The following is a 17,685-nucleotide window of genomic DNA, read 5'->3' as shown; positions in this document are numbered from 1 at the left end:
GCTCGAATTTGGATCATCTCAATATCAATGACATGCGATGAGTATAATATTTACTTCTGTACATAAACAATATCTGAACGCTCACCACCTGAGGTTGGTTTTTGTTCTTTTTGTGCTAAATAATAGTTATCCCAGATGATTCTTGGATCAAAACTCAAAGATGAAAGCATAGTCAGCACCACTACTGCACCGAAGGCGACAGCACCCGGTCCAGCGAGAATAGTGGCCAGTGATTGGATTTGAATTAATGCAGCCAATAACGCCACCACAAAGACATCAATCATAGACCAGCGACCAATAAACTCTACAATACGGTACATTCTGGCACAGTTTTCAGGCGAAAAATGTAAGTGTTTATTGGATTGCAAATATACTGCCAACATTAAAATTCCAAGAATCACTAACTTCAACATGGGAATAAAAATACTTGCAGCGAAAATAACTGTAGATACAAAATAATCACCACTTTTCCAAAAATAAATCACTCCACTCATAATGGTATCTTGTTGATTACCCAACAAGGATTCAGTCACCGTCATGGGAAGTACATTGGCTGGAATATATAAAATGGTTGCCGCGATTAGAAAAGCAAATGTGCGCTCTAAACTTTTGGTTTTTCGTACATGTAAGTGACTATGGCATCTCACACATTTAGCATGATCAATTTGCTTAGCCTCTATTTCTTCAAGTTGAGTAATCGGTGCGATATCATTGAGTAGTCCACAACAATGGCAAAGCACCATAGATAAGTCGATTGCTCTTACAATGGATTCTGCATCTTCATGCTGGATATTGGTGTCTAATTCATTATTTTTTTTCATGAGATTGAGTACCGATCAATTGCGTCCCACAAATCCTTTACTTTTATCGACACGATATAAACCAGTAATACGCTCAATATCGTAAATGCCCAAAGTGCAATGCCGGGAATCACAACCACCATCCCTACCAATTTGACCAACGTGACCAATACTCCAATCAAAAATACTTCAACCATTCCCCAAACACGAATGAGATATAAACTTCTCAAAGCAAATCGAATTTTTTCAGGATGAACTTGTAATTGGTCTTTAGAGATGAGTAATACGGTGATTAACACATACGCCATGAGTAACAAATACAACAATGGGACGATGAACGTGGTAAATAAAATTAAAAGACCGACAAAAGCACGATCAGCATAAAACATGGCCCATGCAGCTCCCAGCAATGTGGTATCAGAATAAAGCCCTTGCAGCTCAACTTTCACAATGGCAAAACTATTAGCAATCACAAAAACAATTAATCCAGTAATGACCAATGCCAAAAGATGAGTAAAGGACTGTCCCTCTCTATAAAGCTCTGCTCCACAACACTTACAATAGGCACGCTCTCCAGCTTTCAGAGGAACTTTTTGATAAACAGTGTCACATTCCTCACAGCCTGATAACGTCGAATGCATAGTGATAATGAACCTTTTTTATTTTGAATAGGCTAAATGCTCTGGTGATACTTTACCGTAAAGCTCAAGTATATTTTGTAGATTTTTATACATAATCTGATGAATTCCGCTTTAAGCAGAACATTCAGATGTTTAAGTCAATTCAGATTTAACCAGCTCGAAGTGATTAGCATTGCTTTACCTGCGGTTAAATACACATTTATCAGCAGATATGAATGCATAGACTTACAAAACGAATCTAAGTAAAAATTTAGTATTAAAATAAAGTCCGCTAAAATCTATATTTAATTTTCTCCACATATTAAATTCAGATTTCACTTTTTGTTTATAGAGATTATTTATAAAAAAGTGAAATGAGCCCGTTTGAAGCAATTTATCCATTTTTTCGAAAAATCATAGATTGAGAGTCGGAGAATTTAAATCAAATTCGTTTAATACATAAGCTGTTGTGAAACATATCTTGATTTCGATTTTGACATTAATCTATCAAAACGATAGTATAGCCATCACCTCAAAACGTCCCTATCGTCTAGAGGCCTAGGACATCGCCCTTTCACGGCGGTAACCGGGGTTCGAATCCCCGTAGGGACGCCAATATTAAGCAATACGCTTATTTCACATGCAATAATTACTATTATTCGATTGCAGTCTTTGGCTTTTACACTACAATAGCTCGCTTCATTCATTTTATTTCATTTCCTATGCACTCATCTCCGAATGATGCTTCGCATCAGGGCAATTCTGCGCCTTTAAAACGCGCTATGAGTACTCGACATCTGGTCATGATTTCGCTTGGCGGCGCAATCGGAACAGGCCTATTCTTAGGTTCGGGTGAAGTCATTGCACAAACGGGGCCAGTTGGTGCCATCATTGCTTATCTTCTCGGCGGTATCATCGCTTACATGGTCATGCTATGTTTGGGTGAACTCGCTGTTCATATGCCTGAATCAGGTTCTTTTGGTGCTTATGCCAAACGCTATATTGGACCCGGTACAGGCTATACCATCACTTGGCTATATTGGCTGACATGGTCTGTCACTCTCGGTACTGAATTTACCGCAGCCGCATTACTCATGCAGGAGTGGTTTCCTGGCATTTCAATGTGGCTTTTGACCCTTATTTTTGGGGTCTTTGTCTTTAGCTTGAATATGATTTCGACACGCTGGTTTGCAGAGTCTGAATTCTGGTTAGCTTTAGTCAAAGTTGTTACAGTGGTTGCATTTATTATCCTCGGCTTAATGGCCATCTTTGGTATTTTGGGCTACCAAGGTTATGAGGAATCTGCGCCCTTACTAACCAATTTAACAGCGCAAGGTTGGTTCCCAGAAGGTCTATTCCCTATTTTTGCAACGATGCTTATCGTTAACTTTGCCTTTTCGGGTACTGAGCTGATTGGTGTCGCTGCGGGTGAAACAAAAGATCCTGCTAAAAATGTACCTAAAGCAATCAATACAGCCATTTTCCGATTATTGATTTTCTTTGTGGGTACCATCATCGTCGTTACCGCACTCTTGCCACATCAAGAAGCTGGATTGGCTGCTAGTGGTGTGAGTAGTAGTCCTTTCGTGACGGTCTTCCAGCATATTGGTATTCCTTATGCAGAAGATATTATTCGCTTCGTTATTATTACCGCACTCTTGTCTGCAGCGAACTCAGGTCTTTTCGCCGCTTCCCGTATGATGTGGTCTTTGTCAGATCAAAAACAATTACCTACTGTATTCTCTAAGGTAAACTCACGCGGTATTCCATACGTGGCTGTGACAGTAACCATGATTGGCGCTATGCCTGGTCTACTTTCAGAGCAATTCGCACCTGAACTGATCTTTACCAATCTATTGGGTATCGCCGCATTTACCATGGTCATTGTTTGGATGAGTATTTGCCTCAGTCAATTTAATTTCCGTCGACAGTGGTATAAAGCAGGTCATACGAAGCAGGAATTAGGATTTGCAGCACCTTTTTTTCCAATCGTGCCGATTCTTGGTTTTATCTTCTGTTTCATTACCTGTATCAGCATGGTGTTTGATCCATCCATGCGAGTCAGTTTCTTTGGTTGTTTAATCTTTATAGCGGCCTGCTATATCAGTTATTACACCTTGTATCACAAAAAATAGTGTTTATAAGCCTGATAAGAGAGTGATTGATTCACTCTCTTATTTTTATCTATCAGTTAAGAAAATCGTATTTTAATCAATAAAAATGAGCTAAAAAAATGATTTTAATCTAAGCCATCATCTTCATTAAACTATTCATAAATTCGACACTTATGTTTATGACTTAAAATTTCACTTTTTTCTTAGTCTTTGATGTTTAATCCTTAATCCTTAAATTTCGTTACAAACATCAATATATGTGTACTTAATTGTCTGAAGAAATATTACAAATCAGCCAATGACCTGAAAAATTTGTTTAAAGACTGTTTAAACTTAAACGCCTGTTTTTTAAACGTTCATTTTAATACTTTAGATCCACTCTATTTATATGGAATTTAAGATTTAAAATCTGAAATAAACATTAATTTGCATTAAATTTCATCAAAAATTTTAAAAATGATTTAATTTTACCCAGTCAAACTTTTTATTGAGCCTTTTCTTTTAAAAGCGTTTGACACCCCCCTATTTTCGACCTAATATACGCCCACCTCTGAAACGTCCCTATCGTCTAGAGGCCTAGGACATCGCCCTTTCACGGCGGTAACCGGGGTTCGAATCCCCGTAGGGACGCCAATTTCAGAAGTATGTATGTTTATTTAGTCCCTATCGTCTAGAGGCCTAGGACATCGCCCTTTCACGGCGGTAACCGGGGTTCGAATCCCCGTAGGGACGCCATTAAATTCCAAAGTTTTGGTCTGGTTTAAATATATCTACTTCACTCTGTCCCTATCGTCTAGAGGCCTAGGACATCGCCCTTTCACGGCGGTAACCGGGGTTCGAATCCCCGTAGGGACGCCATATTTAAGATGGCAACATCTTGCTAAAAAGCCCAAGCATTTGACTTGGGCTTTTTATTGTTCCGTATTTATTGTTGGCTGAAAAGCACTCAACTTAATAACTTAAGATCCTTAAGAACACAGCATCGCTTTACATTATTTCAATTTGATCGTTTTATTACATTTTGATCATTTTCATTTCAATTGAATTAAATTGTTTTTATTTCAACGTCACGGTTCTTAAAACTTTGGATTGAAATATTGCTTCTGGTACAATCACTGTTTCATTCAATGGAATCTGTGTTCCATAACGCTTCTTCATTAACGCCTTAACACTCAAATCACTGAGATCAAATTGCTTCAGCTTTTGTAACGGTGCAAGCTGAATCCCCAAACCTTGATCATAAGCCTTCCACACAATCTCAGAACAGTAAATTGCATCATCACCCCAACCGAAATACACATCATAATCTTTATTGAGATACTGTTCGGCTGACTGAACTAAACGTTGTTGTTGCTGAGTACTTAAAGGTTTCTCATAGCGCTTAACCACATAATGTTGATTTATACCTCGCTTAATCCAAGCGTCCAGAGGCGTATATTTCACAGGTTGAATTGCCTCTAAAACCCAAGGTTGGCCTTCTCGATAAACCACCATTCCCATATGACTATAAGCTGAATGCGTGGCTTTCTGAATCACCTTACTCTGTGTCGATTTAGAGGTGTGAAAAATAATATCCTCTGTTTTTAACGTTTGCGCATAAACAGATGAAATCCCCAGCATACTCAAGTAAAAACATAGTAAGTAGAAAAAGTAAGAGGTCTTTATCATTGTATTTTTATCTGTTTTTTAATTTGTTGAATCAAAATATCATAAAAAAATGCCGAACAGCTCAGATATTCTAAAACTGTCGGCATTTTTAAAGGGTTGAAGATATGGCAAACTCATCGCTAATATTATGATTTAGATATAACTGAATATATAAACAATATTCAATAAGAATAACCATACTTTATTGCTTAACAGCTTAAGGCTTCATTGCTTATAAATAGCATGACGAGCAATCAATAAATTGATAAGTCTAGCTCTAGTTAAGCGCTTTTACGTGAATTAAGCTGCCCTTTAACCACTGCTGTTAAATTACCTTTTAAATATTTAAAAAATACTTTTAACGGTGACAGTTTTGGATTGGGCTGTTTTCCCTCACCAATGGCTTTGAACTGTGCTGCATACCAAATGATTTCCATAATCGCCATTTTGTCGACCAAAGGAATTCCAGTCTTAATAGGCTTCACTGCATATTTCACATCATGACCCGCAATTAAACGATTTGCTAAATCAGTTTCAACCGCGAGTGGTCGTGCCAATCCAATAAAATCACATGCACCACTTGCCAGCGCATCATTCATCCCTTTGACTGTACGGAAACCGCCTGTAACCATTAGCTTACATTTAACCTGTTTACGAATCATTTCAGCGAAATCTAAAAAGTAGGCTTCACGCGCAATGGTACTTTCTTTTCGATGATTTGATTTAGCACCTGCCATAGCGGGCGCTTCATACGTTCCGCCGGAAATTTCGATCAGATCGATTCCTACAGCGTCAATCGCTTTAAACACAGCAACAACTTCTTGCTCAGTAATACCGCCCTTCTGGAAATCAGCTGAATTCAATTTGACTGAAATGATAAAATTTTCCGATGTTGCTGCACGTACCGCTTTATAAATTTCGAGTAAAAAGCGCATACGATTTTCAATGCTTCCACCCCATTGATCATTTCTTTTGTTGGTCAATGGAGATAGAAATTCACTAATAAGATAGCCATGCGCACCATGCAATTGAACGCCTTCAAAACCAGCCTTTTCAGAAATTGCCGCTGACGTTGCAAAACGTTGAATGATATCTAAGATTTCAGTTTCTTTTAACTCACGCGGTGTAGCAAAGGTCGTAGACAACATTGCACTAAAAGGCACTGCTGACGGTGCAACAGTTTCTCGATTTAAACCTTTAGGACACTGACGACCTGGATGTGACAATTGAATCAATTGCACCATGCCATGCTGCTTACCCAGATCAGCCCATTGTTTTAACTTCGCTAAATCTCGTTCAGTTTCAACCACCACCACGCCGGGTTCATTTTTAGCGCGATAGTCAACCATGACATTACCTGTGATGGCACAACCTAGTCCACCCTTTGCCCAAGCTTCATATAAGCCTAAGTGCAAATGATTCGGTTCACCAGCTGTATTCGCCAATGCCTCACTCATTGCACCTTTAATAATTCGGTTTTTAAACGTGGTATTTCGTATTTGAATCTGATCAGCAATTTGACTCATGAAAATGATCTCTTGTTTTAAAACTGCTTAAATAATGTATATCCTTCACGCTCAGTGTAGATTTGACAATCCAGAATGTCAAATTGATAAATTGTGATATCTCACATCCTTCAATCATGTTGATCTAATACTGACTAGCTGCTATTAGCTTACGGGTATAGTCATGTTGGGGATGATTAAATAAAGAATCTGTGTCTTGAAACTCAACAACTTCAGCATTACGCAAGACCAAGACTTTTTGACACAAGGCTTTAACCACTTGCAAATCATGACTAATAAATACATAAGTCAATTGATGTTCTAATTGTAATTGTCTTAATAATTTTACAATGGCACGTTGCGTGCTTCGATCAAGCGCTGAGGTTGGCTCATCTAAAATAATAAGCTGGGGCTGAAGAACCAATGCCCGCGCCAAAGCTATACGTTGCCTTTGTCCACCCGATAATTCATGTGGATAACGAGTTTTAAAATCTATTGGCAATTCAACTTGGGCCAAAACAGTTTCAATTTTTTGTTTAATTTCTATTTTCGTGATTTTTTTTAGCGCCAAACCCTCACCAATAATTTGCTCTACATTTAATCGAGGGTTCAAACTACTAAAGGGATCTTGAAACACCATTTGAAAATCAGTGCGCAAATGACGTAATTTGCTTTCATTCAACTCATTAAGGTTTTGTCCCAATAAAACAATTTTGCCCTCACTACTGATGAGTCGCGCTACGGCCAGTGCTAAAGATGTTTTACCTGAACCACTTTCACCGACTATGCCAATCGAGTCGCCTTGTTGAATCTGCATATCCAGCGCTTCAACAGCTGTGAAATAGTCCTTAACTCGATTTAACAAGCCTGTTTTAATCGGAAATTTTACCGCGACTTGTTCTAAACGTAGAATTTCAGGCGCATCCAACAGCGCTGCATTGGCCTCACCAAAATCATGATCCAGTAAGTTCTTTGTGTAAGCATCTTTAGGATGAGTAAATACCTGACTCACCTCGCCTTGCTCGACCACTACACCTTTACTCATGACCACAACATTTTCGGCATAACGCCTCACTAGATTTAAATCATGACTAATTAAAATCATCGCCATGTGGCGTTTTTGAATTAATTCTTTGAGTAGATTCAGCACTTGCGCTTGAAGTGTTACGTCTAAGGCCGTTGTCGGTTCATCTGCTATCAATATTTCAGGATCGAGCGCTAAAGCCGCAGCGATCATGACCCGTTGTCGTTGACCACCTGACAGCTCATGCGGATAACGTTTTAATTTTTCTTCAGCATTGCTCATACCTACGTCTGCCAGCAATGCCAAGATCCGTTGTTTCACCTGCTGTTTAGACTGACCTAAGAGTAATAACGGTTCGCCAATAATCATTTCTACACGATGCAAAGGATTCAAAGCCGTCATTGGCTCTTGAAAAATCATTGCAATCCGTTTACCTCGAATACTTTGTTGTTGATGTGTGGTTAAGGTGATGAGATTTTCACCTGCAAAATTTGCCTCACCTTCAACCTTTAAATTGTCTGGTAATAAGCCCAGCAGCGCCAAACTACTGATTGATTTACCTGAACCGCTCTCACCCACAATGGCCAGTGTTTCATCCGCTTTTAAATCAAAACTCAGCTGTTTAACCAATACTGATTGATCAGATTGAATACTGAGATTTTTAACCGATAACAGAGGCGTTATTGAATGACCATCTTGAGGTTTATCTGTTGCGTCTTGGATCGAATGCATCGCGTGTCGCCTCCCCAATATAAATCAATAGTGATAAAACGATGGCCAAACTAAAGAAGCCTGACAATGCCAACCAAGGTGCGTTTAAATTATTTTTGCCTTGCAGGAGTAATTCTCCTATTGATGCAGCGTCTGGCGGTAATCCATAGCCTAAAAAGTCTAGTGCCGTCAAAGCTGTGATATTAGCCGTCAACATAAAAGGCAGCTGCGACAAGGTTGAACTCATTGCATTGGGCAAAATGTGCCTAAACATAATGACGGAGTCTTTTACACCCAACGATCTGGCTGCACGTACATAATCCAAGTTACGAGCTTTTAAAAACTCTGCCCGAACAAGACCAACCAAAGCAGGCCAACCAAACAGCAGCATAATCAAAAACAGCCAATATACGCTTGGTGTAAACATACTGACCAGAATCATCACCATGAATAAGGTCGGCAAACCACCCCACACTTCCAATATGCGCTGACCTATTAAGTCAATCCAACCACCGTAATACCCTTGAATAGCACCGATCACAATACCGATAAATGACGCAAATAAAGTCAAAGCCAAACCAAACAGCAAAGATACTCGCAGCCCATAAAGCACACGCGCCATAACGTCTCTGCCTTGGTCATCTGTACCTAACCAGTTTTCTGATGTTGGCGGTGAAGGAACAGGCTCGGCCAACTCAAAGTTCGGCGTTTGATAACCGTATTTAATAATCGGCCAAATAGACCAGCCCTTATCATCAATCAGTTGTTGTACGACAGGATCTTTATAATCAGCTTCAGTCTCGAACACACCACCAAAAGTCGTTTCTGGATATTTTTTAAAAACAGGGAAATATAAGGTTTGCTCGTACTTAACCACTAATGGTTTTTCATTGGCAATAAACTCAGCACCCAATGACAATAAAAAGATGATGCTAAAAATGATGAGACAAGTAAAACCGAGTTTATTATTTATAAATCGTTGAACTCGCGCCTGCATAAGAGGAGACATTATTTCACCCCTCTTGCATCGAAGTTAATTCGTGGATCAATCACTTGATACAATACATCGCTAATTAAACGTAATACTAAACCCATCACTGTGAAAATAAATAAAGTTCCAAATATCACAGGATAATCACGTTGCTGTATGGCCTCAAAACCCAATAAACCTAGACCATCTAAATTGAAAATTATTTCAATAAATAAATTACCAACAAAGAAAATTCCGACCAAGGCTTCAGGCAGACCTGCAATCACAATCAGCATTGCATTTCGGAATACATGCCCATACAAAACACGATTTTCCTTCAACCCTTTTGCCCGAGCAGCCAATACGTATTGATGACTCAACTCCTCCATAAATGAATATTTAGTCAGATAGGTCAAACTCGAAAAACCACTCAATACAATGGCGATTAGAGGTAAAGCCATATGCCAAAAATAATCAATAATTTTGTTCCACAGACTCAGTTGTGCAAAGTTTTCTGAGACTAAACCTTGTAGAGGGAACCATTGAAAATATGATCCACCTGCAAAAAAGACAATAAGCAGCACAGCAAATACAAAGGCTGGTACAGCATAACCAACAGCTAATAATAAAGATGTGGTCTTATCAAAAAACATGCCATGTTGCTTCGCCTTTCGAATACCAAGAGGAATTGAAACCAGATAAATCAGTAAGGTACTCCATAACCCCAGTGAAATCGTCACTGGCATTTTTTCCCATAATAATTGTGTGACGGGTTTATCTTTAAAAAAACTGGTGCCAAAATCAAAACTCACATAACCCTTTAACATGTGCCAAAACCGTTCATGAGCAGGTTTATCAAAGCCATATTGTGCTTCGATTTTTTTTATCATTTCATCACTTAAACCACGTGCACCTTGATATTGACTGCCAACATTGGAGCCAGTGGTTCCAGCCTCTCCACCACCTGTGGCTGCGCCCATTCCTTGGAAATTTTCTGCTTGTACTATGGCTTGTTCCACTGGACCACCCGGCGCCAGTTGAACCACGATAAAATTAATCAATAAAATTAGAAAAAGAGTGGGAATAATTAATAACAAGCGCTTGAAAATATAGATGCCCATAATGACGAAATCCTTTTTGATTTAACGTCTTATTTACGACGTAAATATTGAGCAACTTTTTGGGCTTGCTGTTGATCCACCCACCAATATTCCTCACCCAATGCTAATTTTGGTTTGGTCTGAGGTTGTTTATACATATTCCAATAGGCATACCAATTTTTGTCATTTGCATAACTTAAAATTTGATAATAACCTGCACGTAATAAACGATCTAATATTTTAGTTCTTAGAATTAACTGCTCACGATTCGGTGCACGTATAACCTGTTGAACGGCATCATCTATCACAGCATTTTTTATGCCTGAAAAGTTGTAATTGCCCGGCTCATCCGCGGCCTGACTACTCCAGAACTGAGCTTGTTCATTACCAGGAGTCAGTGACTGAGGCATCACCATCGTCGTCATATCAAAATCGGAACGGCGTATACGTTCTAAATATTGAGGAACATCGACCTGACGAATTTGAACGCTAATACCCAGTTTTTTGACATTACGAATGAATGGCATCAAGGTCCGCTGTAAACCATCTTGATGTATTAAAAATTCAATCTTAATCGGTTTATCTTGAGCATCAACCAAAAGTCCATTTTTATATGTGTATCCGGCTTTCAACAGAATGGATCGCGCTGTTAATAAACTCTGCCGATTATAACCACTGGCATCTGAAACTGGCGACTTCCAATCAGATAACACACCTTGACGATGCGTTGGGTGCAGTTTACTCAAGTAAGGTTCTAGCAATTTAAGCTCTAATCCATTTGGCTTACCCACTGGCGCCAGTGCACTATTTTGAAAATGGCTTTGTAGACGTTGGTATTGTCCATAAAAAAGTGCTTTATTCAACCACTCAAAATCATAGGCATAATTTAATGCCTGCCTGAAATGAATGTCATTAAAGGGCGCTCTACGAGTATTAAATACATAACTTTGCGTGGGTGCTGGCGTTTCAGTTTTGGAAATATACTTGGTCACCATGCCGTTATTCAGGGCAGGAAAGTTATAACCTGTTACCCATGTCCGTGCCTTTTTTTCTTCATGAAGAGTATATTGACCCGCTTTAAATCCTTCAAAAGCAATATCTATATTCCGATAATACACATACTTCAAACGATCAAAATTATATCGGCCACGATTAATCGGTAAATCTTTGGCCCAATAATTCGGGTTACGTTTGTAGGTAATACTGCGTCCGGCATCAATTTTTTCTATCTGATAAGGCCCAGAGCCCATAATGGGATGCATCGTGATCCGAGCAAAATCTTTGTCCTTCCAATCTTTTTTTGAATAGATCGGCATTTGCGCCAAAATCAGCGGCATTTCAGTATTGTTGTCTGATTTAAAAGTCATTTTAATGGCGTGTTTAGATAACACTTCAGTTATATCCAAATCTGACAAGTACATCTGTAAGCCTGGATTACTCTTATGTTGAAAAAAATCAAAGCTCAACTTAACATCTTCAGCTGTAACAGGGCTCCCATCACTAAACTTAGCTTTGGGATTGAGATGAAAAATAATAAATTTTGTTTTGATGGGGTCGTAGGTAACTTTCTCAGCGAGCAATGGATAGAGCACACTTGGCTCATCCAATGAATTATCCATTAAGGTATCAAAAAGATAATTGGTCCCGTCAACACTACTGCCCTTGCCATTCATGCTGTTTAAATTATCGAAGGTTCCATTTCCAGCTTGACTGATCAACCCACCTTTAGGTGCATTGGGATTGGCATAAGGCATAAACTGAGCATTTGCATACTTTGCTTCGGTATGAATTGCAATATAAGGGGTAGTTTGAACTGCCGCCCAAACCGATGTCCCTAATATGAATTGAACTGCAATTAAAAACCATAATTTGAAATCTGCAAATTGAGAGCGCATCCCTGTGCCATATCCTTATTTGCAGATGCAAATATTATAAATTTGGAACTTTAATCGTATCACCTATTTGAAGTGGCGCATTAATTTTCAGATCATTCATTTCAGCCAGTTGACTGGTTTCTATCCCATAGCGTGATGCAATACGATGCAATGAATCCCCACTCCGAATCTTGTATTCCACAATCGTTTTCGGAATTTGTAATGTTTGTCCACGTTGCAAGCCAGAACGCGGCGTTAAATCATTTAAATCTGCCAATTCTTTAACCGTTAAACCTATACGTGAAGCAATGACATTTAGCGATTCACCCGCTTTAACTGAATATGTTTCCGTATTTTTCGATTTAACATTATTCGTCGCAGAGTTTGACGTTTTATTAACGATATCACCGTCAATTTTTAAACGTTGTCCAACGCGTAAATTTGAGTTATTGGATAGATCATTCAGTTCAGTCAAATATTTCAATTGCAATTTATATTTACGCGCAATACTCGCAAGCGTTTCCCCTGCGCCCACCACATGCGTACTGGCATCAGCACTAGATGTTTGATCTGAATCCTTCACTGAGGATTTAACTTGACTCGATGCTTGAGCTTCAGGCTCACCCGATAGTTTAAGTTTCTGACCCACAGATAAGCCTGCAGAAGTGCTTAAACCGTTCAAATTGGCAATTTGGCTGACTGGCAGATTATATTTACCTGCTACGGCATGCAAACTATCACCTGACTGCACGGTATAAATACTTGGCGTACTCACACCATCAGGAACTTGAATCGTTTGACCTGCCATCAGTGCTTTATTCGTTGACAGGCCATTTAACTCAGCCAGTTCGCCTAAAGTCATTTTAGACTTCATCGCAATACTATAAAGAGTATCGCCACGCTCTACTTTATAGCTTTCTGTTTTAACATCACTTTTTGACTTTGACGAAGTTGACGAGCTTTCAACTTTTTGAGTAGATTCTGTCGCCTTGCTATTAACATCTTCAAGAGGAACATTAATTTTTTGCCCAACAAACAGGCTGCTGTCTGATTTCAATTCAGGCGTTAAAGATGCCAACTCTTGATTTGAAAGCGCAAAACGATCTGCGATGAGTTTGAGATATTCACCACGTTTGACGGTATACACTTTAGTTTTAATATTAGCGGCTTTAGATGCGGCTTTGTTATCTGTATTTTTAGTTTTATCGGACTTTTTAGTATTGCTTTCAATCAATGATAATTTTTGTCCAACCATTAAATTGCTAGTGGTACTTAAATTATTAAAGTCTGCCAATTGTTGAATCGATAAATTAAATTGATCTGCCACAGCACTTAAGCTGTCATTGGGTTTGACCACATAAGATGTTGGCTTTTCCTCAACTTTTTTATCAGCGACAGGTTTAGCATCATATAAATATAAGCTCGCTCCAACAAAAAGCGTCGCGTTCGGATCAATTTGATTCCATTTCGCGATATCACGCCAGTTCAAACCATTCTTCATGGCTATCACAGCAAGCGTATCACCTGGTAACACGGAGTAAGTACTTCGTTTACCTTTCGGTGGTACCACCACAAAATCATTATCAGTTTTTAAATATGATTTATCGCTGTTTAACTTTGCTTCGTCAGAGTTGGCGCCTGTATTTTCTGCTACAGATTTTGGATAAGAAAAACCGACTTTAAGTTCCTGTCCTTTCTCAGCAGCAGTAGATTGACTGGTTTGAATGGCTGTTAATTTAATTTTCCCATCCAATGGATCAACAATTTCCGTACCTTGAGGTGCAATTGCAGTAATCTCTCTCACGACTTCTTCTTTTTCTGCCTGCGTCGCTTGGAGATCTGGATTGCTTTCATCCTCTACGACAACTGAGGCTATTTCTGTTGATATCGTAGCGGCTGGCGTAGCAGTCGGCGTTGTTAAAGTTGTAGTCGTTGTTATTGGGGTAGTCGTTGATGCTGTTGGCGTAGTCGCGGTTATCGTGGTTGATGTCGTTCCTGTAGCGCTTGGCGTCGTGACTGTTGAAATCGCTGGTGTGATCTTTGTGGTTATCGTGGTTGCAGGTGGATTTAAACTCGCTAAGACTTTAGCGCGCTCTTCTTCCGTGAGCTTAGGTTCAGTCGATACCTGTTGAACATTTGCAGCAGGTGTGACTGCAACAGGAATTCTCGGTGCACTTGGTACAACCGATGACGATGCAAAAGCAGCCAAAGCATTAGAACCCGAAGGTGTTCTAGCTTTCACAAATGTCGTGGACGTCGTCGCTGACGAAGCTGTATTTGATGATGGTGTAGTTGTCGTCGAAACTTTAGTTGCGCTATAGCTAGGTGTATTTGTAGTCGGACTTGGCGTCGTCGAAACAGTGCTGGCCAAAAAACCACCTGCACTTGGCTTCATAGCTCTTAATTTTGCATCAATAGATGGATTCAAATCTGCTGGAATGAGAATTTTTAGCGTACTTTGAGCATCGACAATTTCACCACGATGCCCGGGATTTAATTGATACAGTTCAGCACGGCTCAATCCCGTAATCGAAGCAATCTGACTCAATTGTGAACCCGCAGGTACGGTGACTTCTCTAAAATGGGGACGATTTGCAATAGGCGGAAGATTAACACCGTATTTATGTGGTGATTTTATAATTTGTGCAACAGCCAAGAATCGCGGTACATAATTCATGGTTTCTTGAGGTAATTTTAACGACCAATAATCCGTCGGTAAGCCTGCTGCTTTATTGCGATTAATCGCTTGTTGAATACGTCCTGGACCTGCATTGTATGCGGCTAGCGCCAACTCCCAAGAACCGAACTGATTGTATAAACTACCCAAAAACTCATATGCAGCGCGCGTCGATTCGACCACATCACGACGACCATCATACATACTGTTTTGTCTTAAACCATAGATTTTGCCTGTACTCGGAATGAATTGCCACATGCCAGCTGCTGCTGCGGTACTTGTCGCTGCTGGGTCATAAGAACTTTCAATCACAGGTAATAATGCCAATTCTGTTGGCATACCACGGCGTTCAGCTTCCTTCACTGTATGATATAAATAACGAGACGCACGGGCACTTAAACGATCTAAATAAGGTTGACGGGTAATAAACCAACTACGTTGTGCTTCAATTCGTGGATCCCACTTGGTTTCATCCATTTTAAAACCAACGGTCATGCGTTTCCAAACATCACCATGTTTTAAAATCAGTAGACGATCCCCTTCTACTGCACGCATGTCAGTCGCAGACAGTAAATCCTCTAATGAATCCAAACTGCTGGCATCTAGCAAACCTAATTGTTTGGTGTTTTGAGTTTTCGACGACGTAGGTGTTGAGCTACATCCTGTCGTTAAACCGAGTCCCGCTATCGCAGAAGTAATGATAGACAACTTAAACAAAAAAGATGCAGATGGCTGCCACACTGAGGTGGTTGGTTTATACATACAGGTTCCGGACAACATATGATAAATTTATTTTGTGCAGACATTCTAGAGGAGAGTTCCAACTAGACAAGCCTTTAAATGAGAACTATTTGCTTATAAATGTTACAAGAAATTAAAAAATACCGAATTATAACACTGCATATAGCACTGATTACTGTGATTTACGTATACAATAAATTCTTCGAACTCGTCGTTCAACTCTAATTTCATTATTATTGGTTCAAACTATGTCTCAAATTACGCTATATGTAGATGGTGCATGCCGTGGGAATCCCGGTCTTGGTGGATGGGGTGCATATATCATTACTGAAACCGAAGAGCATAAACTTTTTGGTGGCGAACCCGATACAACCAATAATCGTATGGAATTGACTGCAGCTATTGAAGGCATTGCTTTTTGCCCAATGAATCAAAAACTGGTGATTTGGACGGATTCCATTTACGTAAAACGCGGCATTACAGAATGGATTCAGGGTTGGAAAAAGAAAAATTGGAAAGATGTAAAAAATCCTGATCTTTGGAAAAAGCTAGATGCGACCTGTCAAAATCGCGACATTGAGTGGAATTGGATCAAAGGTCATTCCGGTCATGCAGGCAATGAAATGGCTGATCATCTTGCCAATTTAGGCGCAGATCAAACAGCTTTATCCCTTAAAAATGGCACAGCTTCTAGCACTGTAGTAGAAGACAATACCGTTATGACAGACAATAAAAAAAAAGTAGATAAAGATTGGTTACTGGATGATCCCTTTGGTTTTGATTTACTGGACGAAGATGACTCAGATGAAGATGAACTAATTCATCATCCGTCAAATTCAGACGTATTAATGGACAACGATCAACAATCTGTGGATATTGAGCACAATTCACCAGAAATCATACATTCGTCTGCTGAAATCGCAGATATGCCTATGAATGTCGAAAATAAAACGACGTCGACATCATCAACAGCGTCAGAAATGCATCAAGAACAAAGTTCCGATTTCGTTAAAATGAATACTCAAGATACCAACAATGTAGATGATACAAAAACCTCTGACAGTGACCTGATCTCAGATCATCCACATATTGTCATTACACCTGCAAAATTAAAATTACAAGGTCCGCGCCAACTGATCCTAGACACCGAGACAACAGGCTTTTATTTTCAAGATACCGATCGCATCATCGAAGTTGGTGCACTTGAAATGATTAACCGTAAACTTACCGGTAGTTCAATTCACATCTATATTAATCCCAAAAAACTGGTGGGTGATTCGGAAAATATTCACGGTATTTCGGATGACTTCTTAAAAGACAAACCAGAATTTGCTGAAATTGCGAAAACGCTTTTTGAATATCTCAAAGGCTCTGAAATCATTGCACACAACGCAACCTTTGATATGAACTTCTTAAATATGGAGTTTAAGCGAGCTGGTTTTGTTGCCCTCTCTGAGGTCTGTACAGTTACAGATACTTTAACAATGGCGAAAGCCAAACATCCTGGCCAAAAGAACTCTCTAGATGCGCTGGTTCGCCGCTATGAAGTCCCACAACGTGATCGTACCTTCCACGGTGCCTTACTCGATGCTGAGATCCTAGCAGACGTTTATCTAGCGATGACAGGTGGACAAGTTTCATTTGATATGGATGCACTTGCTGCAAACAGTGATCAATCTCAATCACAGAATAAAGTTGAGAAAATTGAAGTTGATCTGCCGGTCATTTGGGCTTCTGAAGCTGAACTTGAACAACATGAAAATTGGGTTAAAGCATTTGAAGAAAAAAAAGGTGAAGCCTGTATGTTTGCAAAACAAGCAGCTGTTTCAACATGATTTTTTGTAATGTATATCGTGTTAAGCTATATTGGTTCAACAACAATTAAGCCCTCTAGTTAATTTA

Annotated in this window: 10 protein-coding genes, 4 tRNA genes and 2 pseudogenes; 6 read left to right on the top strand and 10 right to left on the bottom strand. The window is 39.4% G+C overall.

Going from position 1 to position 17,685, the window contains the following annotated elements:
- Window positions 1-50: 50 nt before the first annotated feature.
- Both V5M36_RS05555 and V5M36_RS05550 read right to left on the bottom strand, forming a co-directional pair.
- Window positions 51-821 (bottom strand): paraquat-inducible protein A, encoded by a 771-nt coding sequence (locus V5M36_RS05555; RefSeq protein ID WP_338562866.1) that lies wholly within the window; start codon window positions 819-821, stop codon window positions 51-53.
- Window positions 818-1,441 (bottom strand): paraquat-inducible protein A, encoded by a 624-nt coding sequence (locus V5M36_RS05550; RefSeq protein WP_338562864.1) that lies wholly within the window; start codon window positions 1,439-1,441, stop codon window positions 818-820. The genes V5M36_RS05555 and V5M36_RS05550 overlap by 4 nt, the downstream gene beginning before the upstream one ends.
- A 518-nt stretch (window positions 1,442-1,959) precedes the next feature.
- Between V5M36_RS05550 and V5M36_RS05545 the strand changes: the two genes are divergently transcribed.
- From V5M36_RS05545 to V5M36_RS05525, 5 genes are all read left to right on the top strand, one after another.
- A tRNA-Glu gene (locus V5M36_RS05545) sits at window positions 1,960-2,035 on the top strand.
- 107 nt (window positions 2,036-2,142) lie between these two features.
- Window positions 2,143-3,555 (top strand): amino acid permease, encoded by a 1,413-nt coding sequence (locus V5M36_RS05540; protein ID WP_338562862.1) that lies wholly within the window; start codon window positions 2,143-2,145, stop codon window positions 3,553-3,555.
- 536 nt (window positions 3,556-4,091) lie between these two features.
- Window positions 4,092-4,167 (top strand) — tRNA-Glu (locus tag V5M36_RS05535).
- A 26-nt stretch (window positions 4,168-4,193) separates the two neighbouring features.
- Window positions 4,194-4,269: transfer RNA gene (locus V5M36_RS05530), tRNA-Glu, on the top strand.
- A 47-nt stretch (window positions 4,270-4,316) separates the two neighbouring features.
- Window positions 4,317-4,392, top strand: a tRNA-Glu gene (locus V5M36_RS05525).
- A gap of 198 nt (window positions 4,393-4,590) precedes the next feature.
- Here V5M36_RS05525 and V5M36_RS05520 read toward each other — a convergent pair.
- From V5M36_RS05520 to V5M36_RS16035, 8 genes and pseudogenes are all read right to left on the bottom strand, one after another.
- The gene (locus V5M36_RS05520; protein WP_338562860.1) at window positions 4,591-5,154 is read right to left on the bottom strand and encodes a YiiX family permuted papain-like enzyme; all 564 of its coding nucleotides are present in this window, start codon (window positions 5,152-5,154) and stop codon (window positions 4,591-4,593) included.
- 308 nt (window positions 5,155-5,462) lie between these two features.
- Window positions 5,463-6,707 carry an NADH:flavin oxidoreductase/NADH oxidase family protein gene (locus tag V5M36_RS05515; RefSeq protein ID WP_338562858.1) on the bottom strand — a complete coding sequence of 415 codons (1,245 nt, stop codon included), beginning with the start codon at window positions 6,705-6,707 and terminating at the stop codon, window positions 5,463-5,465.
- A 124-nt stretch (window positions 6,708-6,831) separates the two neighbouring features.
- Entirely contained in the window at window positions 6,832-8,442 is a 1,611-nt protein-coding gene (locus V5M36_RS05510) for an ABC transporter ATP-binding protein (protein ID WP_338562855.1), read from the bottom strand.
- Window positions 8,414-9,430, bottom strand: coding sequence for an ABC transporter permease (locus tag V5M36_RS05505; RefSeq protein ID WP_338562852.1), 1,017 nt, complete (start codon window positions 9,428-9,430; stop codon window positions 8,414-8,416). Before V5M36_RS05505 ends, V5M36_RS05510 begins: the two co-directional genes overlap by 29 nt.
- Complete coding sequence (locus tag V5M36_RS05500; RefSeq protein ID WP_338562849.1) at window positions 9,430-10,512, bottom strand: microcin C ABC transporter permease YejB; 1,083 nt, start codon at window positions 10,510-10,512, stop codon at window positions 9,430-9,432. Before V5M36_RS05500 ends, V5M36_RS05505 begins: the two co-directional genes overlap by 1 nt.
- Before the next feature lie 29 nt (window positions 10,513-10,541).
- Window positions 10,542-12,386, bottom strand: coding sequence for an extracellular solute-binding protein (locus tag V5M36_RS05495; RefSeq protein ID WP_338562847.1), 1,845 nt, complete (start codon window positions 12,384-12,386; stop codon window positions 10,542-10,544).
- Window positions 12,387-12,420: 34 nt separating this feature from the next.
- Window positions 12,421-14,607 (bottom strand): annotated as a pseudogene (locus tag V5M36_RS16040) (LysM peptidoglycan-binding domain-containing protein); the annotation flags it as partial.
- Between the two features lie 146 nt (window positions 14,608-14,753).
- Window positions 14,754-15,804, bottom strand: a pseudogene (locus V5M36_RS16035) (transglycosylase SLT domain-containing protein); the annotation flags it as partial.
- Window positions 15,805-16,031: 227 nt separating this feature from the next.
- Between V5M36_RS16035 and dnaQ the strand changes: the two are divergent.
- Window positions 16,032-17,618, top strand: a complete 1,587-nt coding sequence (gene dnaQ / locus V5M36_RS05485; protein ID WP_338562842.1) for a DNA polymerase III subunit epsilon — start codon at window positions 16,032-16,034, stop codon at window positions 17,616-17,618.
- Window positions 17,619-17,685: the final 67 nt, after the last annotated feature.

The organism is Acinetobacter sp. KS-LM10 (genome assembly GCF_036896575.1).
GTDB classification, from domain to species: domain Bacteria; phylum Pseudomonadota; class Gammaproteobacteria; order Pseudomonadales; family Moraxellaceae; genus Acinetobacter; species Acinetobacter avistercoris.
This window is presented reverse-complemented; position numbering and strand designations above follow the sequence as displayed.